Origin of the sequence: Chryseobacterium edaphi (assembly GCF_025628985.1) — a bacterium.
GTDB lineage: Bacteria > Bacteroidota > Bacteroidia > Flavobacteriales > Weeksellaceae > Chryseobacterium > Chryseobacterium edaphi.
The window spans coordinates 651174-672593 of sequence record NZ_JAOTEM010000002.1 but is presented as its reverse complement, the minus strand read 5'-3'; the positions used below and the strand labels follow the sequence as shown (position 1 = coordinate 672593).

General features: G+C 35.0%; 19 protein-coding genes. 17 read left to right on the top strand and 2 right to left on the bottom strand.

What is annotated here, in order from left to right:
- Positions 1–109 precede the first annotated feature (109 nt).
- The 11 genes from dnaB to NZ698_RS11335 all read left to right on the top strand — a co-directional run bounded on the left by dnaB (position 110) and on the right by NZ698_RS11335 (position 16128).
- A complete protein-coding gene (gene dnaB, locus NZ698_RS11385) occupies positions 110–1690 on the top strand; it encodes a replicative DNA helicase (RefSeq protein WP_263003228.1) in 1581 nt (526 codons plus the stop codon).
- A gap of 95 nt (positions 1691–1785) precedes the next feature.
- Positions 1786–2262, top strand: coding sequence for a ribonuclease HI (gene rnhA, locus NZ698_RS11380; protein WP_263003227.1), 477 nt, complete (start codon positions 1786–1788; stop codon positions 2260–2262).
- A 173-nt stretch (positions 2263–2435) separates the two neighbouring features.
- Positions 2436–4688, top strand: coding sequence for an FIDD domain-containing protein (locus tag NZ698_RS11375; protein WP_263003226.1), 2253 nt, complete (start codon positions 2436–2438; stop codon positions 4686–4688).
- A 227-nt stretch (positions 4689–4915) separates the two neighbouring features.
- Entirely contained in the window at positions 4916–7183 is a 2268-nt protein-coding gene (locus tag NZ698_RS11370) for an FIDD domain-containing protein (RefSeq protein WP_263003225.1), read from the top strand.
- 131 nt (positions 7184–7314) lie between these two features.
- Positions 7315–7944 (top strand): NAD(P)H-dependent oxidoreductase, encoded by a 630-nt coding sequence (locus NZ698_RS11365; protein WP_263003224.1) that lies wholly within the window; start codon positions 7315–7317, stop codon positions 7942–7944.
- 30 nt (positions 7945–7974) lie between these two features.
- On the top strand, positions 7975–9552 hold the full coding sequence (gene nadB, locus NZ698_RS11360; protein WP_263003223.1) for an L-aspartate oxidase: 1578 nt from the start codon (positions 7975–7977) through the stop codon (positions 9550–9552).
- A gap of 19 nt (positions 9553–9571) precedes the next feature.
- The gene (gene nadC, locus NZ698_RS11355) at positions 9572–10432 is read left to right on the top strand and encodes a carboxylating nicotinate-nucleotide diphosphorylase (RefSeq protein WP_263003222.1); all 861 of its coding nucleotides are present in this window, start codon (positions 9572–9574) and stop codon (positions 10430–10432) included.
- 212 nt (positions 10433–10644) lie between these two features.
- Entirely contained in the window at positions 10645–13353 is a 2709-nt protein-coding gene (locus NZ698_RS11350; RefSeq protein WP_263003221.1) for a TonB-dependent receptor, read from the top strand.
- An 89-nt stretch (positions 13354–13442) separates the two neighbouring features.
- Positions 13443–13883 (top strand): hypothetical protein, encoded by a 441-nt coding sequence (locus NZ698_RS11345; protein ID WP_263003220.1) that lies wholly within the window; start codon positions 13443–13445, stop codon positions 13881–13883.
- 31 nt (positions 13884–13914) lie between these two features.
- Positions 13915–14907 (top strand): aspartate-semialdehyde dehydrogenase, encoded by a 993-nt coding sequence (locus NZ698_RS11340; protein WP_263003219.1) that lies wholly within the window; start codon positions 13915–13917, stop codon positions 14905–14907.
- 225 nt (positions 14908–15132) lie between these two features.
- Positions 15133–16128, top strand: coding sequence for a cation diffusion facilitator family transporter (locus tag NZ698_RS11335; RefSeq protein ID WP_263003218.1), 996 nt, complete (start codon positions 15133–15135; stop codon positions 16126–16128).
- A 54-nt stretch (positions 16129–16182) separates the two neighbouring features.
- Here the strand turns inward: NZ698_RS11335 and NZ698_RS11330 are convergent, their stop codons facing one another.
- On the bottom strand, positions 16183–16620 hold the full coding sequence (locus tag NZ698_RS11330; RefSeq protein WP_263003217.1) for an exosortase F system-associated membrane protein: 438 nt from the start codon (positions 16618–16620) through the stop codon (positions 16183–16185).
- Entirely contained in the window at positions 16607–17137 is a 531-nt protein-coding gene (xrtF, locus tag NZ698_RS11325; RefSeq protein ID WP_263003216.1) for an exosortase family protein XrtF, read from the bottom strand. The genes NZ698_RS11330 and xrtF overlap by 14 nt, the downstream gene beginning before the upstream one ends.
- 50 nt (positions 17138–17187) lie before the next feature.
- On the opposite strand from xrtF, the gene NZ698_RS11320 reads away from it, so the two are divergent.
- The 6 genes from NZ698_RS11320 (at position 17188) to NZ698_RS11295 (ending at position 21344) form a co-directional block, all read left to right on the top strand.
- Complete coding sequence (locus NZ698_RS11320) at positions 17188–18204, top strand: aminoglycoside phosphotransferase family protein (RefSeq protein ID WP_263003215.1); 1017 nt, start codon at positions 17188–17190, stop codon at positions 18202–18204.
- 99 nt (positions 18205–18303) lie between these two features.
- On the top strand, positions 18304–18708 hold the full coding sequence (locus NZ698_RS11315; protein ID WP_263003214.1) for a GxxExxY protein: 405 nt from the start codon (positions 18304–18306) through the stop codon (positions 18706–18708).
- A gap of 130 nt (positions 18709–18838) precedes the next feature.
- Positions 18839–19249, top strand: coding sequence for a RapZ C-terminal domain-containing protein (locus tag NZ698_RS11310; protein WP_263003213.1), 411 nt, complete (start codon positions 18839–18841; stop codon positions 19247–19249).
- A gap of 92 nt (positions 19250–19341) precedes the next feature.
- Complete coding sequence (locus NZ698_RS11305; RefSeq protein WP_263003212.1) at positions 19342–20055, top strand: nucleotidyltransferase family protein; 714 nt, start codon at positions 19342–19344, stop codon at positions 20053–20055.
- 6 nt (positions 20056–20061) lie between these two features.
- Positions 20062–20814, top strand: coding sequence for an LOG family protein (locus NZ698_RS11300; protein WP_263003211.1), 753 nt, complete (start codon positions 20062–20064; stop codon positions 20812–20814).
- Positions 20815–20873: 59 nt separating this feature from the next.
- Positions 20874–21344: a DUF6702 family protein gene (locus NZ698_RS11295; protein WP_263003210.1), complete on the top strand. Its 471-nt coding sequence runs from the start codon at positions 20874–20876 to the stop codon at positions 21342–21344.
- Positions 21345–21420 lie beyond the last annotated feature (76 nt).

The following is a 21420-nucleotide window of genomic DNA, read 5'->3' as shown; positions in this document are numbered from 1 at the left end:
TTTTATTAACATCATTCAGCTCCTTTTGATACTGATAATTTATAAGTTATCAACAATAATTATTAATTACTCTTTTCAGATTATTTTTTAAATAAACTATATTTGCAGCATGGCGCAGAAAGAAACATTATCATCTCTTACACAAGGAAACTTTGCCAGAGAATTGTCGATTGCAGATGGAAAAATGCCCCCGAATGCAGTAGATTTTGAAAGATTGGTTATTGGTACTTTTTTAATTGACAAAAAAGGACTTGATCACTCTATTGACCTTTTGACACCCGAAGTTTTTTATGATCCAAGGCATTCAGTGATCTTCGAAGTTATCTTAAAACTGTACGAAGGAAACAGTCCTGTAGATTTGATGACCGTTATTCAGGAACTTAAGAAAACTGAAAAACTAAGTTCTGCGGGTGGTGATCACTATATTATAGAACTTACGATGGGTGTTAGTTCTTCTGCCCACATCGAATATCATGTTCGTGTTATCTTAGAAAAATATATTCTGAGAAGTTTGATTAATGTTTCAGCGAATGTTATTGATACTTCTTACAAAGAGTCTACAGATGTATTTGAACTTTTGGATAAAGCCGAACAGTCATTTTTCGAAATCACCAACGGAACTATTAAAAAAGGCTTCGATACTGCAAATACATTAGTAAAACAAGCGATAGATACTATTAAATCTTTAAAAGATAAAGAAGGAATTTCCGGAGTTCCGTCAGGATTTACAGGAGTTGATAAAGAAACCGGTGGCTGGCAAAATTCAGATTTAATTATTATTGCAGCACGTCCTGCGATGGGAAAAACCGCATTTTTGCTTTCAATGGCTAGAAATATTGCAGTTGGTCACAAAATTCCGATGGCTTTATTCTCGCTCGAGATGGCATCTGTTCAGCTAATTACCAGAATGATTGCTTCAGAAACCAAAATTTCTTCTGAAAAATTAAGAAAAGGACAAATGAGCGATGAAGAATGGCAAAGACTTTTCTCCAACGTTTCAGAACTCGAAAATGCTCCTTTATATATTGACGAGACTCCTTCCCTATCGATATTTGACTTCCGTGCAAAATGCCGAAGACTGGTAATGCAACACGGAGTAAGAATCATCATGGTTGATTATCTTCAGCTAATGACTGCAAGCAGCGGAGGAAAAGGCGGAGGAAATCGTGAACAGGAAATTGCAATGATCTCGCGTTCATTAAAAGCTATCGCCAAAGAATTGAACGTTCCCGTAATTGCACTTTCTCAGCTTTCAAGAACAGTAGAAACCCGTCCCGGGAAAAGACCTCAGCTTTCAGATTTGAGGGAATCAGGAGCGATTGAGCAGGATGCGGATATTGTATCGTTTATTTTCAGACCAGAGTATTATAAAATTGCAGTTTGGGATAATGATGAAGAAGGTCAGGAATCTTCTACCGAAAACCAGGCCGAATTGATTATCGCAAAACACAGAAACGGTGCCACCGCAGACGTAAGACTTTCTTTCATGAAACATTTTGCAAAATTCGGAGATTTGGGAGAAACTGATTACGGTTATCCTTCAGGAGGATCACAATCTCCCGAACCTAGTGGTTTTGAAAAAATAAAAACAACAATTCAACCAGGTGCAGCATTTGATTTACCAGACAATTCGAAAGTTTCCGGTTCTTCAATGAATGATTTGGATGATGAAGACGATTTTCCTTTTTAGAAAATAAAGGTTCTGGTTGAGAATTAGGTTTAAAACCCTATCAAACTTGAACTGTCATTTTATTTAAACTAAACATTATCTTCAACCTACATATTTTGAGAATTGAAATCTACACAGACGGTGCATGCAGCGGAAATCCCGGCAAAGGAGGTTATGGAATTCTTATGAAAGTTCCTGAGAAAAATTATCAGAAAACATTTTCAAAAGGCTTCAGAAAAACCACCAACAACAGAATGGAACTTCTGGCGGTAATTACTGCTCTCGAAAAACTGAAATCTACCGAAAACGACATTCATGTTTTCACAGACAGCAAATATGTTTCCGACGCTATTAATCAAAATTGGATTGCAGGCTGGATCAAAAGAAACTGGAAAAACGTAAAAAACCCCGATTTGTGGAAGCGTTTCATTGTACTTTTTAATCAACATCAGCCTAAAATGCATTGGGTAAAAGGTCACGCTGGTCACTTTGAGAACGAACTTTGCGATAAACTGGCAGTCGCAGCAGCCAATTCACCCAATCTTGAAATTGATTCTTATTTTGAGAATATCGACAGTAATTCTCTGTTTTAATAGTTTAAATTTTGAATCATTCTAATTTCAGATTAAATATTTTAGTTATTCTATTATAAATCACAACATATTTTACCATTTACATATATTTTTTCATAAAATTAACATTATATTTATATTTATTGATCAGGATTTAATACCTTTACGCGTCTAATCATAAAGTACCATGATCAATGAATAAAAATCTACTGTTTTCTTTTTTCATATTCCTTTTTTGTCTTTCCGGAAAACTCAGTGCCCAAACATATCAACTTGCAGGAAATCCCGTAACAACGACAGGATGGACAATGGTTTCTCCTACCGTCGTAAATACAGATTTTATCCAGCTTACTCCGGATACGAATAATCAATCCGGATCAATAAGACTAAATGATCCCATCAACTTAAAATTCTGTGATAAATGGAGAGTCGAATTCGATTTCAGAATGGATTCTAATCAAACCGCAAACGGAGATGGTCTTGCTTTCTGGTATTTAGCAAATCCTCCTGTGGCAAGTGTTTTAGGATCAGGATTAGGCGTTTCTCAGAATGCAGTTGGTTTTATTGCAGGTTTTGACACTTACAACAATACTACGACGGCAGTAATGAGTAAAGTTCATGTTGCTTACGGACAAGTAGTAAACACAACCGACACCAATAATGTTGAGTTTTTCAATACTCCCGGAAGTTCATTCCATTCCCCGGACATGAATACGACTTTGCCTTTTCAAGGGCTAACTTATAAACATGTTGAAGTAAACGCACAAGTAGATCCAGCAATTCCAGCAAACTGGATTGTACAGATAAAAATTGACGGTACGGTAATCTGCAATCAGTCTTTTGCACCTTCAGGCGCTGCTGCTGCAATGACGGTTGGATATTTTGGATTTTCAGCTTCTACAGGTGGAAACAGATCAAGACATTCTATTAAAAATGTAAAAATATACACTGATAAAGTAAGTATTTTGCAACCCAATGCAACACAGACTTACTGTCCAAATCCTTCAACAGGAATTGCGAGCGCAAATTTAACTTTATTCAATCCGCAATTTGTTGCAACACCTGCTAATTATACCTTTACATATGCTGTAGGAGGAACTACAATTACCAATCCTACAAATTATCAGTTCAGCGCAAATACAACAGTCAATGTATTTATAAAAGATAATGCCGGAATCTTATGCGATAACCCCGACGGACAGATTCAGCTTTCGCTATCACCTTTCACGGCTACCAACAGAACGATTTCAGAATGTAATAATAATAATGCAACTACTGCTACATTTAATCTTACAACGGCAAACGTAAGCACTGTTCCAGGTATTACTAAAAAATACTTCAGAACAATGGCAGATCTTAACGCAGGAACCAATGAGATCACCAATCCAACTGCTTTTATATCTGCACCTACAATTGTGTACGTAAAAGTAACAACTCCTCAAGGATGTACAGGTACAGCGCAGATAACATTAAATTTCCTTCCGCTTCCTGTGGTAACTGATGCTACATTGCAGTCTTGTGCAGTTCCGATAAATCCTACAACAGGTTTATTTGATTTAACATCTGCTCCTGTAACTACGGAGGCAGGTATAACTAAAAAATTCTATACCACTCTAGCGAATGCTTTAGCCGGAACCAATGAAATTCCGAATCCGACTCTGTATATTTCTACGAGTACAGATGTTTATGTAAAAGTAACAGCAACAGTTAGCACTTGTTTTATTATTAAAAAAATTACTCTCAAAGTAATTCCTCCTGTGAAGTCTACCGTTTTAAAAGATAAAATCATCTGCATTGATGACAGAACGACTTTAGACGCGGGACCTGGCTTTGACGGTTACGAATGGAGCACAGGAGCAACTACTGCTTCAATCCAAGGCGTACCTGTAGGATCATATTGGGTCATATTAAAAACAGGAAACTGCTACACAACTCAAAATGTTACTGTAAAAGCATCCTCAAACCCGGTAATTGCAAGTTTAGATATTACAAACAACACCATCACTGTCAATGTAAACGGCGGAACAGCTCCTTACCAATATTCTTTAGATGGAATTAAATGGCAGGATTCTAATGTTTTCACAGGATTACCAAGAGGTGAGAACAAAATTTTTGTAAAAGATTCTTACAACTGCGAACCTATTGAAGTACAGATCACTGTTCCGAATCTTCTCAATGCAATTACTCCAAACGGAGATAATGTGAATGACTTCATCGATTATACTGCTTTAGCTTACAAGAAAAATCTTGTCTTCACAGTATACGACAGATACGGAAACAAAAAATTTGAAGCTGACAAAATGAGAAACTTCAAATGGGACGGAACTTCCGGCGGAAAGAAAATCCAGACAGGAACTTACTGGTTCAGCATCACATGGAACGAGAACGATAAAAACAGCACCCCAACAAAATACAATGGATGGGTACTCGTTAAAAACAGAGAATAGCACTAAAAAAATCACTCCTTATTTGGAGTGATTTTTTGTTACAGGAAATGTGAGTGAAAAATTTAACACAAACAATCATTTAAAGAGAATTTTATACAAAATAATCAATATATAAATAAACTTTATGAATTATATTAAACTTTTAAAAACTATCGACAACTATAATTCATTTTCACTAAATTATATTTAAAATAAACTAAACATCACCAATAAACTAATTAAATAAAATGAAGAAAACATTACTATTTTATTTTTCAGCATTACTATTATTTTTCTATCAAAACACAGCAGCTCAAACGTATCAACTAACCGGAAACCCAGTCGTTACTACAGGATGGGACATCGTTCCTTCGGCGACCGTGCCAAACGATTTCGTACAGCTTACCGCAGACCAAACAGGTCAGTTTGGTGCGATTAAACTTTCCAATGCCATCAACTTAAAATACTGTGATAAGTGGAAAGTTGAGTTTGATTTCCGAATCGACGGAAACGGAACTACCGCATACGGAAGAGGTGACGGATTGACTTTCTGGTATCTGTCAAACCCACCAACTGCATTTACAACAGGAGGAGGATTAGGAATTCCGGCCAACGCAAACGGATTGATGGTTGCTTTTGACATCTTCAACAATTCAACTGAGGGACAGATGAGCAAAGTTCATCTTTTGTACGGAACCAACAATACTCCTGCAGGAAACCCGAATATAGAATACAACGTAACAGCAGGAAGCACTTTTCACTCTCCGGATTTGCAATCAACACAACCTTTCGTGGGACCTACTTACAAACATGTTGAGGTGAACGGACAGGTTGATCCTGCCAATCCTGTTAACTGGATTATTCAAATTAAAATTGATAATGTGGTGATTACCAATCAATCTTTCGCACCTTCAGGCGGAGCGATCGGAATGACAACCGGTTATTTTGGGTTTTCAGCCGGAACAGGAGCGGCGAGCGCAAGACATTCAATTAAAAATGCTAAAATTTTCATTGATAAAGTTCCAATTCTTCAAAATACAATCACTCCTTTTGTATGTACTAATCCTTCAACAGGTAACGGTTTTGTCGATTTAACTTCTTATGTGACTCAATTTGTAAACAATCCTGCGAATTACATTATCACTTATTATGTTTTGGGAAGTTCAACGCCAATTGCAACTCCTACCAATTTTCAGTATACAGGAAGCACAACAATCTCAGTGGTTATCAAAGATCCGACAGCAACCTTATGTGACAATGGTGATGCGAGAATTATCTTAAACCCGACTCCATTCGAAGCAGTCGATGCATCACTCACAGAATGTAATAACAATAATGCCGGTGTAGGAATATTTAATCTAAATGACGCTGCTGTAACAACATTAACAGGAGTTACCAAACAATACTATCCTACTCTTGCAAATTTGAATGCAGGAACCAATCAAATCATGAACTTTGGCGCTTTTCCAGCCGCACAGGGAACAACAATTCATGTAAAAGTAACGACAGCACAAGGTTGTGTTGACAATGCAATCATAACTTTGAATACGTATCCTGTTGTAGCTGTAAATGATGCAACATTGAGAGCGTGTTCTGAACCATCCAACCCTTCTTTGGGAGTTTTTAATCTGACAAATGCAAATGTTACTACACAGGCAGGAACGATAAAAAAATACTATCCTTCTTTAACAGATGCAATGAACGGAACAAATGCAATCAGCAATCCTGCAACATACACCGCTCCCAATGGAGTTGTTTACATTAGTGTTATTACTGTCGAAGGATGTTTTTCCGTTGCTAAAGTGACATTAATTGTAATTCCACCTGTATTTTCTACCGTTTTGGTTGATAAGGTAATTTGCATTGAAGACAAAACTACATTAGATGCAGGTCCGGGATTCACCGCATATGAATGGAGCACAGGAGCAACTACCCAAACTATCAGCAATGTCGGAGTAGGAACTTATTGGGTAAAACTAAAAACAGGTGATTGTACCTCAACACAAACCGTGAAAGTTTATGCTTCTGAACAGCCTGTTGTAACTTATATTGACATTTCAAACAAAACAATTACCGTCAATGTAAACGGTGGAACTCCTGCTTATCAATATTCTATGGACAATGTTCATTGGCAGGACTCTAACGTATTTAGTGAAATTTCAAGAGGTATACATAAAATCTACGTGAGAGATTCTTACGAATGCGAACCAATTATTGTAAATGTCACTGTACCTAATCTGATCAACGTGATTACTCCAAACGGAGACGGACAAAACGACTTCATCGATTATTCTGCGTTAGAAGGAAAATTAGATTTAACATTTAATGTATATGACAGATATGGATCTAAACTTCACCAAGGCGACAAAACCAACAGATACATTTGGGACGGAACCGCCAACGGAAGAAAAGTTCCTACCGGAAGCTATTGGTATTCTGTAACATGGAATGAAAACAACCAAAACAAAACTCCAATCAAATTTTCAGGTTGGATAATGGTAAAAAATAGAGACTAATTTTTTTTCATACTTTAATTATATTGAAGCCACTTCCGTAAAAAAGGAGTGGTTTTTTTATTTAAAAATTTAAAAATAGAATTTCGGCACAAAACTCTCTTTATTCATATTCAATTCTTAAATTTGTCTTTATGAATTATTTGGAAGCTTTAAGCAGAAGATATTCTGTAAAAAAATTCAATCCCGAATCAATCATTCCACAGCAAATACTTCTCAATATTCTTGAGTCGGGAAAACTGGCGGCAAGTTCTCAGGGACTTCAACCTTATAAAATATTCGTAATTGAAAGCCAAGAAATGAAGGAAAAGCTGATACCGGCTTTTTATAATCCTTCACAAATTTCCACCTGCTCTCATCTCATTGTTCTCATTTCTAAAAAAATTATTGAAGATAATTATCTTGACGGATATTTCAATCATATCTCGGAAGTGCGCAAACATCCTGTAGAAAATTTAGATTTATTCAGAAAAAGCATCACAAAACATTTCAGCAGACAGGAACATGATGATATTCTGAACTGGGCAGAAAAGCAATCGTATATTGTTTTGGCCAATTTGATGTATGCTGCAGCCATTGAAAATGTAGACACTTGTCCGATGGAAGGTTTCAGGCAAGAGCTCATTGAAGAGATTTTAGATATAGACAACGAGAAAGAAAAAGTCACAGTGACGCTTGCTTTGGGCTATCGATCGGAAGAAGATCAGTTTCAGCACATGAAAAAAGTAAGAAAACCAAACGAAAAATTGTTTAAATTTATGTAATTATTTAGACGATTGTCTTAAAGCAAGAATATGATAAAAGCGGATGTATTAGTAATCGGTTCCGGAATCTCCGGACTTTCTTATGCCATAAAAGTTTCAGAACAATTTCCCGATGCGAAAATAATCATTGTAACAAAATCGGACGAAGACGAAAGCAACACAAAATATGCACAAGGCGGTTTGGCTGTCGTTACAGATTCGAAAAATGATAATTTTGAAAAACATATCGAAGACACAATGCGAGCCGGAGACGGCGAAAATAAACGTGATGTTGTAGAAATGGTCGTAAGAGAAGCACCCGCAAGATTTAACGAAATTGTAGAATGGGGTGCTAATTTTGACAAGAAAAATGGCGAATTTGCTTTAGGAAGAGAAGGCGGCCACACCGAAAACAGAATTGTACATCACAAAGATATTACAGGTTTTGAGATTGAAAGAGCTTTATTGGAAACAGCGAAAAGCAGTCCAAATATCGAAATCCTGGATCATCATTACGTTATTGACATTATTACACAGCATCATGTTCCTGGAAAAGAACTTAATGAAGGTGAGATTAATTGTTATGGTGCTTATATTTTAGATGAAAAGTCTAAAACAATTAAGAAAATCACTTCAAAAATTACTTTAGCTGCGACCGGCGGAGCAGGACATGTTTATAAAAACACCACAAATCCTGTCATTGCAACAGGAGACGGAATTGCTTTCGTAGCCCGTGCTAAAGGAAAAGTGACCAATATGCAGTATTATCAGTTTCATCCAACTGCGCTTTACAGCAAACTTGACGGAATGTTATTTTTAATTTCCGAAGCTGTACGTGGTGATGGTGCAAAACTAAGAACGAAAAAAGGCGAAAAATTCATGCAAAAATATGATGAGCGTGAAGAATTAGCCTCAAGAGACATCGTCGCAAGAGCAATTGATGCAGAAATGAAAGTTACCGGAGATGAATTTGTAGGATTGGACTGCAGAGAGATGAATCACGAAAAATTTTTGGAACATTTCCCCAATATCTATAAAAAATGTAAGGACGAAGGGATCGATCCTTTCACTCAATTAATTCCTGTCGTTCCGGCCTGTCATTATTTAATGGGCGGAATTGAAGTGGATAAAGATGGACAATCTTCACTCAATAATCTTTTTGCTGTAGGAGAATGTACCAATTCAGGACTTCACGGAGCCAACAGACTGGCTTCGAACTCTTTACTGGAAGGTTTGGTTTATGGTCATAATGCAGCAATGAAAACCGTAGAATTACTCAAAGAAAATAAATTTAATTTTGACGATCTGAAAGCCGTTCCCGAATGGAATGAAGAAGGAATGAAAATCATTGACGAAATGGTGATCGTTTCATATCTAAGAAAACAGCTTCAGGAAATGATGAGCGATCTTGTAGGAATCGTAAGAAGCAATAAGCGTCTGAAAATGGCACTTCAAAAGCATCAGGAAATTGCAGCAGCTGTTGACGAAATCTACCACTACTCTATTTTATCACCTCAACTTTCAGAATTAAGAAATCTAACGACCGTCGCGCACCTCATCATCACCCAATCAATGGAAATGACAAAAAATAAAGGCGCATTTTACAATAAAGATTTAGTTCAAGCATAATTGATTATTAAAGAAAATAATGAAAAGACCAAACTACGCAACCGATAAGGTTTTAAAAAAGTTCATTAAAAACGCTTTAGAAGAAGACATTCAGGATGGCGACCACTCTACTTTGTCTACCATTCCACAAGATCTGGAGCAGAGCGCAAAACTTTTGGTAAAGGAAAACTGTATTTTGGCAGGAGTTGAACTGGCTGAAATTATTTTTACAACCTTTGATAAAAATTTAAAAGTAGAAAGATTCATTAAAGACGGCGAAACTGCAAAAGTTGGCGATGTAGCTTTCATTGTTACTGGAAGCGCAAGATCTATATTGTCTACAGAGAGATTGGTTTTAAATTGCATGCAACGAATGAGTGGAATCGCCACACTTACTCAGGATTGGGATTCTAGGTTGATTGGCACAAAAACCAAACTTTTGGACACCAGAAAAACGACTCCCAACTTTAGAGTTTGCGAAAAATGGGCAGTTGCAATTGGTGGCGGAACCAATCACAGATATGGCTTGTACGACATGATTATGCTGAAAGACAATCACATTGATTATAACGGAAGCATCACCAATGCCGTGAAAATGGCAAAAGATTACGTAAAAAAATCAAAGAAGAAGCTTAAAATAGAAGTTGAAACACGCAATCTTGACGAAGTACACGAAGCGATCAATGCAAAAGTTGACAGAATAATGCTTGATAATATGGATCTGGATACAATGAAAAAGGCTGTGAAATTAATTAATGGCGCTTGTGAAAGTGAGGCTTCAGGAGGAATTACTAGAGATCAGTTAAAAGAAATCGCTACTACAGGAGTGACTTTTATCTCAGCCGGAGCACTTACACATTCTGCTAAAAATATTGATTTAAGCTTAAAAGCTGCTATGTAAAACATTACATTTTTAATAAAAACACTGCCACTTTGTTAAAAATTAAATAATATGATTTTTTTCACATTAAAATTCATTATTTTTACATTGTGCTGTAAATCAATTACATAACCCTTATTAAGACTGATTAAAAATTAACATTAAGTTAATAATAGTTAAAATTTATTTGCCGAATTTTGCGGTAAATTTAATTCTAACTATTACTTACGATTATGAAATTAATCAACAAATCAATGCTAACGGTGGTTATCACACTTTCTACAGCTAGCGTTTATTATGCACAACAGACTCAGGACACTGTTAAATCTTCAACAAGGTCTAAAGACATTGACGAAGTAGTATTAATAGGTGTTGCTGATATTGCTAAAGATAGAAAGACACCAGTTGCAGTTTCAACAATTAAAGAAGCTCAGATTGTTGAGAGATTAGGAAATCAGGAATTTCCTGAAATCCTAAACACAACACCATCTGTGTATGCTACTAAAGGTGGTGGTGGTTTCGGAGATTCTAAAATCAATATTAGAGGATTCGCACAGGAAAATATCGCTGTAATGGTAAATGGTATGCCTGTAAATGATATGGAAAACGGACGTGTTTTTTGGTCAAACTGGGCTGGACTTTCTGATGTAACCTCTTCTATGCAGGTTCAAAGAGGTTTGGGTTCTTCAAAATTAGCCATTGCATCAGTAGGAGGTACAATAAATATTTTAACGAGAGCAGCAGATAAAAAACAAGGTGGAATCGTTTCTCTGACAGTTGGTAATAATGACTATCTTAAAACTCTTTTTGCTTATAATACAGGTAAATCTGAAAAAGGCTGGTCAACATCATTCTTGATGAGCAGAGCTTCTGGTTCTACGTTTGCAAGAGGAACTGAATTTGAAGGATACAATTATTACTTTGCTTTAGGATACAACAAACCAAGAAGCAAACATGATTTCCAGTTTACAATTACCGGTGCTCCTCAAGCTCATAACCAAAGAAGTACTTATTCAACTATAGGGAATTATATTAAATATAACTCAGATAAAGACGGAACTCCTGACACAAGATATAATGCAGACTATGGTTATTTGAATGGAGAAGAATATAGCTTAAGAAGAAATTATTACCATAAACCGGTAATGTCATTAAACTGGGATTGGAACATTTCAAGTAAATCTAAACTAAATACTGTTGCTTATGCTTCATTTGGTAGAGGTGCGGGAACAGGAAATATAGGAAATGTAGGAAACTTAGCAAATACTACAACAAGAAATTTAGAATCTTTCAGAACAGCTGAGGGAATTCTTGATTTTGATGCACTTTCTGCAGCTAATGCAGCATCAAATGCTGACAGAGGTATTCTTATCAGAAACTCGTCGATCAATTCTCATAACTGGTACGGAATTATTTCTAGTTTCAATCACAAAATCACTGATCACTTAAATTTCTCAGTTGGTATTGATACCAGATATTACTATGGTTACCATTATCAAGTAGTTAGTGATCTTTTAGGAGGTTCTTCATATAGAGATTCAGCTAATAGAAATCTGTACTTTCCAAATAACAATAATGTATTTGTACCTGGCTATAATTATGTTTCGAACACTTCCAAAGCAGAACCCAATTGGAATCCATTTGGAGGAAAAATTGATGCTTTAGAAAACAGAATCGGATATAATAATGACGGTGAAGTGCTTTGGTATGGTGGATTCGGACAATTAGAATATTCTAATGACAAGTTATCTGCGTTTGTTTCTGGAGCTATATCAAACCAAGGTTTCCAAAGAATTGATAACTTTATTGTTGATGGAAGATCTCTTCTTAATGGAAACGTTGCGGGATATGCTACAAGTAACACAAACCCGGCAATTATTCAACCTACAGCTTTGAATCCTGCTCTTAATACTAAAACAGGATTCAAAAATCTTATCGGATTTAATGTAAAAGGGGGTGCGAACTATAATATTAATGAAAACCATAACGTTTTTGCTAATGTCGGTTATTACGAAAAACAACCGTTCTTAAACTCTGTTTATCCAAACAACAAAAACTTCCTTAATCCAAACTTAACTAATGAGAAAATTTTTGGAGTTGAGGCTGGCTATGGCTTCCGTTCAGGAATTTTCAATGCTAATGTAAATATTTACAGAACTTCATGGAAAGACAGATTCCTTAGAAGAACAAATATTACAACTCCTTTTATAGATCCAACGACAGGTCTTCCTGGCACTACAAATACAGCATATGCTAATATTTCAGGTATTACGGAAGTACACCAGGGAATTGAAATTGATGTAACAGCAAATGTTCACAAAATGTTATCATTTAATGGAATGCTATCTATGGGTGATTGGTATTACAAAGGGAATGCAACAAGTGACTTATTTACAGAAACTAATGATCCTATTATTTTACCGAGTGGCTCATCAAATAGTACAGTTTATTTGGACAATGTAAAAGTGGGAAGTTCAGCGCAGTTTACAGCAGCTGGAGGATTTACTTTCAAACCTACAGAATGGTTTGCTTTAGATGGTACCTACAGAGCAGTTAAAAATTTATATGCTAACGTTAATCCATTAAACTTCCAGACAGCAGCAGCAGGTAATAAGGGGGCTTTAGAACTACCAACATTCGGATTAGTAGATTTAGGGATTACATTTAAAATAAAACTTAGAAACCCAAGACAATACTTTACTGTAAGAGGTAATGTTTATAACGTATTGGATAAAGTTTATATCGCAGAGGCAAATACAAATATTCATGCTAATCTTACAGCACAAGAATATACAGATATCAATGGCGGTACGCTTGCTTCAAATGCAGCAAACTTCGCAACATATCAGGCAGCTGGTAACTACAGTGGTGTAAATCAAACTAACCAAGTTTATTTCGGATTCGGAAGAACATGGTCTGGAACACTATCATTTAATTTCTAATATTTAGATTTTATTAAATACCAAATCCCGGCTTTATAGCTGGGATTTTTTTTATATTTGTACACTTAAAAAATAGAAAAAACAGAAGTATGGATTTTTACAAAATTTTTCTGAGTGCCCATAAAGGAATTGGGTATTTAGAGTTGCTGCTGATAACGTTATTTGTTATTGCGCTTTTAACTACAATGTTCGGATATAGCGGAAAAGTGAATAAATTTCTAAAAAAGACTACCCTCTTTACAATGATTTTTTTCCACGTGCAATTCCTCATTGGAGTATGCTTACTATTCATCTTCTCACCAGGATTCAAAGCAGCTTTGGATGCAGGAATATTAATGAAAGATGCATATAGCAGACAAACATTTGTAGAACATCCATTTTCAATGCTTATTGCTGCAGTTTTGATGACCATTATCAACAAGAAAGTAAAATCTAATGATACAATTTCCTTAGGAATTGTTATCATGGGATTGATTGCAGTAGGCTTATTTGCATTTGCATTTCCATGGACGAGAGTCTTTGGAGCTTAATTATATATTAACTTAATTTTTTTAAACAACAATGAAAGTAGCTGTAGTAGGTTCAACAGGAATGGTTGGACAAGTGATGCTTAAAGTTCTCGAAGAGAGAAATTTCCCTGTAACAGAATTGATTCCGGTAGCTTCGGAAAGATCTATTGGTAAACAGGTGAAGTATAAACAGGTAGATTACACTATCGTAAGCATCGATGACGCTATAGCTGCCAAACCTGATATCGCAATTTTCTCTGCAGGCGGATCAACTTCTTTAGAATATGCTCCCAAATTTGCAGAAGCTGGAATTACCGTAATCGATAATTCTTCTGCATGGAGAATGGATCCTACCAAGAAATTGATAGTTCCTGAAATCAATGCAGATGTTTTGACGAAAGAAGATAAGATTATTGCAAATCCGAACTGTTCTACCATTCAGTTAGTGATGGTTTTAGGTCCGTTGAATAAAAGATATGATTTAAAAAGAGTCATTGTTTCTACATATCAATCTGTTACAGGTACAGGAAAAGCAGCTGTTGATCAGTTGAATGCTGAAATCGCCGGTGACGATTCTGTTGCTAAAGTGTATCCTTATCAAATTTTTAAAAATGCATTGCCACATTGCGACGTATTTTCGGATGACGATTACACGAAAGAAGAGATTAAATTAATGAAAGAACCTAAAAAGATTTTAGGTGATGATACATTTAATTTAACAGCAACAGCAGTAAGAGTTCCGGTACAGGGAGGTCATTCTGAAAGCGTAAACATCGAATTTGAAAACGAATTTGAATTAGACGAAGTAAGAAAAATCCTATCAGAAACTCCCGGAGTAATCGTAATGGATAACGTTAAAGACAACGAATATCCGATGCCGCTTTACTCAGAAGGAAAAGACGAAGTTTTCGTTGGAAGAATTCGAAGAGATCTCTCACAGCCGAAAACACTCAACCTCTGGATTGTGGCAGACAATCTGCGAAAAGGCGCTGCAACCAACGCAGTACAGATCGCAGAATACTTAGTAGCAAACAACTTAGTATAAACTAACAAAAAAGAAAAGAGTCTCCAAAAGAGATTCTTTTTTTTATCGAATATTGGCTTTAAACTTAATATTTAATTTTTCTGAAATTTTGTTTCCCCAACCCTAAAGGGAGCAAAGTTTCTTTGAAAAAACTCTTCAAAATTACACCCTTTAGGGTTGGGGAAATTAATTTTGAAGAGTTTTGAATGATACAAAACATTGAACATTAAAATTCAAGACTGAAAAATGACGACAAAAAATACCACTAAAGATAAAATAGGTTTCCAAAGGCTCATTGCCATTTTTGGGATCATTTTATTCATCGGAAAAATCATCGCATGGAAACTCACAAATTCTGATGCTGTATTTTCTGATGCAATGGAAAGCATTGTGAATGTCATAAGCGCTTTCATGGGATTGTATTCTCTTCACTTGGCTTCAAAACCAAAAGACGAAGATCATCCTTATGGACATGGGAAGGTGGAATTCGTTACAGCAGGAATTGAAGGTGCACTTATCGCCATTGCCGGAATCATGATCATCTATGAAGGCATCAACAGTTTGGTAACCGGAAAAATTTTAAAAGGTCTTGATTGGGGAATAGCTATCATTGCAGCAACAGCAGTTGTCAATTATTTCTTAGGATATATTTCCATTAAAAAAGGTGAAAAAGAAAATTCAATGGTTCTTATATCATCTGGAAAACACTTGCAGTCGGATACCATAACTACTTTGGGAGTTGTTATAAGTTTAATTGTGGTTTATTACACCAAAATTGATTGGATCGATTCTGTTGTAGCGTTGATTTTCGGTCTTTACATCATTTTTGTAGGCTACAAAATCGTCCGTAAATCTTTAAGTGGGATCATGGATGAGCAAAATCCCGAACTTCTCAACAGCATCATCGATCTTTTAGAAAAGAACAGACATACAGAATGGATTGACATTCACAATATGAAAATCCAACAGTTTGGAGCTTCTTTACATATTGATGCACACATCACTTTGCCATGGTATTACAGCCTTCGCGATGCGCATAACGAAATGGAAAAAGTAATCCTCCTTTTAGCAAAAAACACAAAAAGAACGGTTGAGTTTAATTTTCATATGGATGACTGCAAACCCATATCCTGCCCGGTTTGTCAAATCATGGATTGCCCAGTTCGTGAACAGGCTTTTGTCCAAAAAGTAAAATGGACCGCCGAAAATGTCACCAGAGTTGAAAAACATACGGCTAATTAGTCTGTCTGAATACTCAATATTTTTTTTAAGTAAAAATAAAAGTATAGATATACATCACGAGTTTTTCAGCAAGATTTGTTTTCTGTAATAAAACAGCGGAACGATCAGCAGCAAAATCAAAGGCTGAATAACAAACCTCCTCATGTAGAAAGAAAAAAGATAACCAATTTCAAATCTGCTGTGAATGCAGTACAAATAAATTGGAAAAGTGATAGCAAAAATAATTGTAATTAAAACTGCTCCCTGCAAAGTCCATTCTTTATTTTTAAATAAAAAATGAATGATCACACATGAGAAAAAAAGGTTTAATAAAAATCTGAAAAGATGACTGACAATCAATTTTCCCCATTCAAATTCAGGAAAAGAAATATTTTTATTGGCTTCATGGAAGTAATTCAGAAAAGGATCATAAAAAACGTCATTTTCTATCATCCTCACACCAACGAGACCGCAAACTCCGGCAAAAACAAAAAACCAGCTAAGAATTTTCATTTTTTAAGGCAAAAAATTTAATCCAGACCAGCCAGAGAATTACTACACTTCCATAGATTACCGCAGGAAAAAGATAATCATGCGCCAACTTATTGTATTGCGGATAATCACTAGTTACGATATTCAATCCTACAATACGAAAAACATTCATTATATACAAAGCAAGAAGACTTATTCCCACAAAAACAAAAGTTTTAGCTCCTTTATAAAAGGCGAAAATAAATGACACGAAAAGAATAATAACAGAGACCGCATTACAACCTTCCACCATTCTCGTTACATATTTTCCTTTCACAATATAACCAACCTGCTCATTCGGAACGTCATCAAATAAGTACGTCGGAAAGTTGAATTTGTTTTGAATAAACATCACATGATCGGCAATCAAACGTGAGTAAGGATCGAGTCCCTGAGCTTTAAAACTGTTCAGATAAAACTGATAACCAAAGAGCAACACCAGATAAATGATGATGAAACGCAGCAGAATTCCTAAAACAGGCTTAAAGTCCTTTAGCATGATACAAAGATAGAAAATCGAACGTAAATTAGTATATTTGTTACCATATTATGACTTCTGAAAACGCAAAAAGATTTTTTGAAAACCATTTTGGCGAAAAATCAACTCAATTTGTCACTTTAGCTCAAAGCGGTTCTGCGAGAGTCAATTTTTTGGCTCAAAATCAAAGAGATACCTTCATTGTTACGTACAACGAAAACATTCCGGAGAATGAAAGTTTTCTTTATTTTTCCGAAGTTTTTTCAGATTTAAATCTCAATACTCCGAAGATCTATAAAATTTCTGAAGACAGAAAATTATACATTCAGGCATATATGGGAAGTCAGACACTTTCAGAAATTATTTCAAAAGAAGGGTTATCTGAAAATGTAGAATCTTTGGTAAAACAGACTTTAGAAAAACTTTTTCAGCTACAAATTGAAACACAGAATCAGATTGATTTTACTAGAACTTTTGAATATGAATGCTATGACGAGTTTCCAGTAACTCATGATTTATATTATTTCAAAAATTTTATTGCCGATGTTTTGGAGTTGGAATACCATAAATCTACCCTTTTAAAAGAATTTAAAAAAATTGTCAACCTCATCGAAAATCTTGAGCCACAAGGCTTGATGATCCGTGATTTTCAGGCAAGAAATATTATGGTAAATAAGAAAAATGAAGTTTCATTTATCGACTACCAGTCCGCAATGAAAGGACCTTTGATGTATGATGTGATTTCTTTTTTGTTTCAGGCAAAAGCTAATTTTCCTGAAGATTTTAAAAATAAAATGCTTGAATTCTACATTCAACAGTTTGAAAATAAAGAAACTCAAGCTCAACTAAAAAAATCGGTTAAACCTATTCAACTGATGAGATTCTTACAGGTTTTGGGTGCTTACGGTTTCCGAGGACTGATTCAAAGAAAACAGCATTTCATCGCAAGTATTGAAAAGGGAATTGAAAACATCACTACATTTTCCGAAAATTGGAACGAAATGACAAATTTCCCTGAACTAAAAAAGGTGATTGAGCAGTTGAGTTTGGATAAAACGAAGTTGAAAATTGAAGAAATATTGAAATGAATTGAAACATTAAGGGAATGAAAGGTTTAAGATTTATTAAGTAAATCTAAAGATTTTTTGAGCAAGAACTTTTACATTTGTTTAAAACAAATTTTACAAATGACGAAAAAACAGATTACTCAATTATCTTATGAAATTACGGGTTTTGCTATTAAAGTACATAAAAATTTAGGAGCCGGACTTTTGGAAAGTATCTATGAAAAGTGTTTGGTGCATGAACTTATTAAAAATGGATACAGCGTAATACAACAAGTAAAAGTTCCTATAAATTATGACGATATTACAATTGATGCTGATCTTAAAATAGATTTACTGGTAAATGATTGCATCATCGTAGAATTAAAAGCCGTAGAACAAATACTTTCTATACATGAAGCACAACTTCTGACATATATGAAAATACTAAAAAAACCACAAGGTTTACTGATCAATTTCTTCACTGATAATATTACAAAATCCTTGAAGCCTTTTATTAATGAATATTTTAAAAATTTACCAGACTAAACAATACAACGCTTAATTTAGATTTATCTAAACCTTAAAATATCTTATAAACTAAAAAATCTTAATGGTTTAAAATTAAATTATAAAAATAATTATTCGAAATCTATCATCGTTATAAAAAATAGAAAAAATGCTACACATAGACATCCACAGTTTTTCATATAAAAAAGGAGGAATTCCCAAAGACGATTCCGGAAACGGAGGCGGATTCACATTCGACTGCCGTGGAATTTTAAATCCAGGAAGAGTTGAAGAATATAAAATCCAAACAGGAAATGACATCGGCGTTCAGGAATATCTTGAAACAAAAACCGATATGCCTAAATTTTTAGAATTAATTAAAACACTTGTCTCTATCAACATCGACAATTATTTGGGTAGAGGTTTTGAAAATCTTCAGATCAATTTCGGATGTACAGGTGGACAACACAGATCAGTTTATTCCGCTATAAAAATCGCTCATTTTATCGAAGAAAAATATGGTGAAAAAGTAGAAATCAGTCTTCATCACGACGAACAGCACCAACTTAACAATAGGTAATCAGTAATGTGCAATAAGTAATACTATAGCTTCGCTGTTATTACTTACAAATTTTTAAATTACTCATTACCAATTACTCATTACCCACATTTATGAAGGCATTAATTTTTGCAGCAGGAAAAGGAACCCGACTGAAACCCTTTACCGATCATCATCCTAAAGCTTTGGCTAAAGTAAACGGGATCCCACTTTTGGAAAGAAATATTACTTATCTGAAAGGTTTCGGGATAACAGATTTCGTGATCAATGTGCATCACTTCGGAGATCAGATCGTAGATTTTCTAAAGAAAAATGATAATTTCAATTGTAAAATCGAAGTTTCGGATGAATCTGAAGAGCTTCTTGAAACGGGAGGCGGTTTGATTTTTGCTAAAAAATTTCTTGATCATGGGGAAGATTTCATAATCATGAATGCTGATATTCTGACTGACATTAATATTAATAATTTTGTAGAATACCACAAGAATATCAAAGATTTCGCTACTTTAGCAGTCTCAGACAGAGAAAGTTCGCGAAAATTATTATTCAATGATGATTTGGTTCTGAGAGGATGGCTGAATGTACAGACAGGAGAGCAAAGACTTGCCGAATTTAACAAAGGATTTAAACCTTATGCATTTAGTGGTGTACATTGCATAAATCCTGTTATCTTTGATAAAATTAAACGGACAGGTAAATTTTCTGTGATGGAAGAATATCTGGATCTGATGCAGACCGAAAAAATTCATGGTTTTCTGCATGACAGCATCCTGATCGATGTGGGAAGACCGGCATCTGTAATTGAAGCCGAAAAATATTTTAAATAAAGAACAATGGGAATTGAAAGTAGCAAGGATGAAAGTTTACAAAATCCTGAATTAGATATCAACGAATCAATATTACACAATAGTTTCAGACAGAAAACATGGGATGAGATCGTTACCAAAGACAGCTGGATGGTTTTCAAGATCATGGCAGAATTTGTGGATGGCTACGAAAGGATGGCTAAAATAGGTCCTTGTGTTTCTATTTTCGGTTCGGCAAGATTAAAGCCGGAAAGTAAATATTACCAAATGGCTGCAGATATTGCCGAAAAGATCACCAAAGTTGGCTTTGGAATTATTACAGGAGGCGGTCCGGGAATTATGGAAGCCGGTAATAAAGGCGCTTTCAATGCCAAAGGAAAATCAATCGGATTAAATATCGACTTGCCGTTTGAACAGCATTTCAATCCTTACATTAACAAAATGTATTCTCTCAATTTCGATTATTTTTTTGTGAGAAAAGTGATGTTTGTAAAGTATTCTCAAGGATTTATCGTGATGCCGGGAGGTTTTGGAACTCTGGATGAGTTGACGGAAGCTATTACATTGATTCAAACCAATAAAATCGGAAAATTCCCAATCGTATTGGTAGGAACCGAATTCTGGAGCGGATTATTGGATTGGTTTAAAGAGACTTTACTAAAAGAAGGAATGATTTCCGAAAATGATCTTGACCTTTATCGTGTGGTAGATACCGCCGATGAAGCAGTAGAACACATTAAAGCATTTTATGAAAAATATGCTGTGAATGTTAACTTTTAATTGGCATTATATTTGAGCCACATATATTTACTAAGATGATTAACAATCTTAAAACTAAGATGAAAAAACTTTTATACATATCGGGTATTTTATCATTATTTGCATTCATGAGTTTCATGGCGGCAGATTTCTTCTCATCGATGACGAAAGTTGATTATATTGATGGAAGCAAGACATTGAAATTCACAACAAAGATGAATACCAGTCATATTTCGGATGCCATCAAGATCAATCGCAGCACAGCAGGTTTTGAAGCCGAAGTGAAGAAATATGTAAACAACAATTTTGATGTTTATGTAAACAATTCTCCCAAAACTTTAACTTTCACAGGAAGCCAGGTAAGTGGAGAAACTGTATGGGTATATTTTGAGACTGATGGTGTTTCGGATGTAAGCAGTTTAAAGATTAAAAATACAATTCTTTTAAGTGCTTTCCCTAAACAGATCAATTTGGTAAATATTGCCTACAAAGGAAGCCAAAAAACAATGAATTTCCAGCGTGGAAAAGAAATGAACGAGGTTTCTTTTTAATAAGATCTTTATTTAAATTATATAGCCACTGCTTTTTTTGCGGTGGTTTTTTTGTTTAAGTTTTTAAAATATTAAA

Excerpts from the sequence above, each read along its gene's own strand:
- dnaB (WP_263003228.1), top strand. The coding sequence starts at position 110 with ATGGCGCAGAAAGAAACATTATCATCTCTTACACAAGGAAACTTTGCC.
- NZ698_RS11300 (WP_263003211.1), top strand. The coding sequence starts at position 20,062 with ATGGGAATTGAAAGTAGCAAGGATGAAAGTTTACAAAATCCTGAATTA.
- NZ698_RS11305 (WP_263003212.1), top strand. The coding sequence starts at position 19,342 with ATGAAGGCATTAATTTTTGCAGCAGGAAAAGGAACCCGACTGAAACCC.
- NZ698_RS11310 (WP_263003213.1), top strand. The coding sequence starts at position 18,839 with ATGCTACACATAGACATCCACAGTTTTTCATATAAAAAAGGAGGAATT.
- NZ698_RS11345 (WP_263003220.1), top strand. The coding sequence starts at position 13,443 with ATGGATTTTTACAAAATTTTTCTGAGTGCCCATAAAGGAATTGGGTAT.
- NZ698_RS11330 (WP_263003217.1), bottom strand. The coding sequence starts at position 16,620 with ATGAAAATTCTTAGCTGGTTTTTTGTTTTTGCCGGAGTTTGCGGTCTC.
- nadB (WP_263003223.1), top strand. The coding sequence starts at position 7,975 with ATGATAAAAGCGGATGTATTAGTAATCGGTTCCGGAATCTCCGGACTT.
- NZ698_RS11375 (WP_263003226.1), top strand. The coding sequence starts at position 2,436 with ATGAATAAAAATCTACTGTTTTCTTTTTTCATATTCCTTTTTTGTCTT.
- NZ698_RS11335 (WP_263003218.1), top strand. The coding sequence starts at position 15,133 with ATGACGACAAAAAATACCACTAAAGATAAAATAGGTTTCCAAAGGCTC.
- xrtF (WP_263003216.1), bottom strand. The coding sequence starts at position 17,137 with ATGCTAAAGGACTTTAAGCCTGTTTTAGGAATTCTGCTGCGTTTCATC.
- NZ698_RS11365 (WP_263003224.1), top strand. The coding sequence starts at position 7,315 with ATGAATTATTTGGAAGCTTTAAGCAGAAGATATTCTGTAAAAAAATTC.
- NZ698_RS11370 (WP_263003225.1), top strand. The coding sequence starts at position 4,916 with ATGAAGAAAACATTACTATTTTATTTTTCAGCATTACTATTATTTTTC.
- nadC (WP_263003222.1), top strand. The coding sequence starts at position 9,572 with ATGAAAAGACCAAACTACGCAACCGATAAGGTTTTAAAAAAGTTCATT.
- NZ698_RS11340 (WP_263003219.1), top strand. The coding sequence starts at position 13,915 with ATGAAAGTAGCTGTAGTAGGTTCAACAGGAATGGTTGGACAAGTGATG.
- NZ698_RS11295 (WP_263003210.1), top strand. The coding sequence starts at position 20,874 with ATGAAAAAACTTTTATACATATCGGGTATTTTATCATTATTTGCATTC.
- NZ698_RS11320 (WP_263003215.1), top strand. The coding sequence starts at position 17,188 with ATGACTTCTGAAAACGCAAAAAGATTTTTTGAAAACCATTTTGGCGAA.
- NZ698_RS11350 (WP_263003221.1), top strand. The coding sequence starts at position 10,645 with ATGAAATTAATCAACAAATCAATGCTAACGGTGGTTATCACACTTTCT.
- NZ698_RS11315 (WP_263003214.1), top strand. The coding sequence starts at position 18,304 with ATGACGAAAAAACAGATTACTCAATTATCTTATGAAATTACGGGTTTT.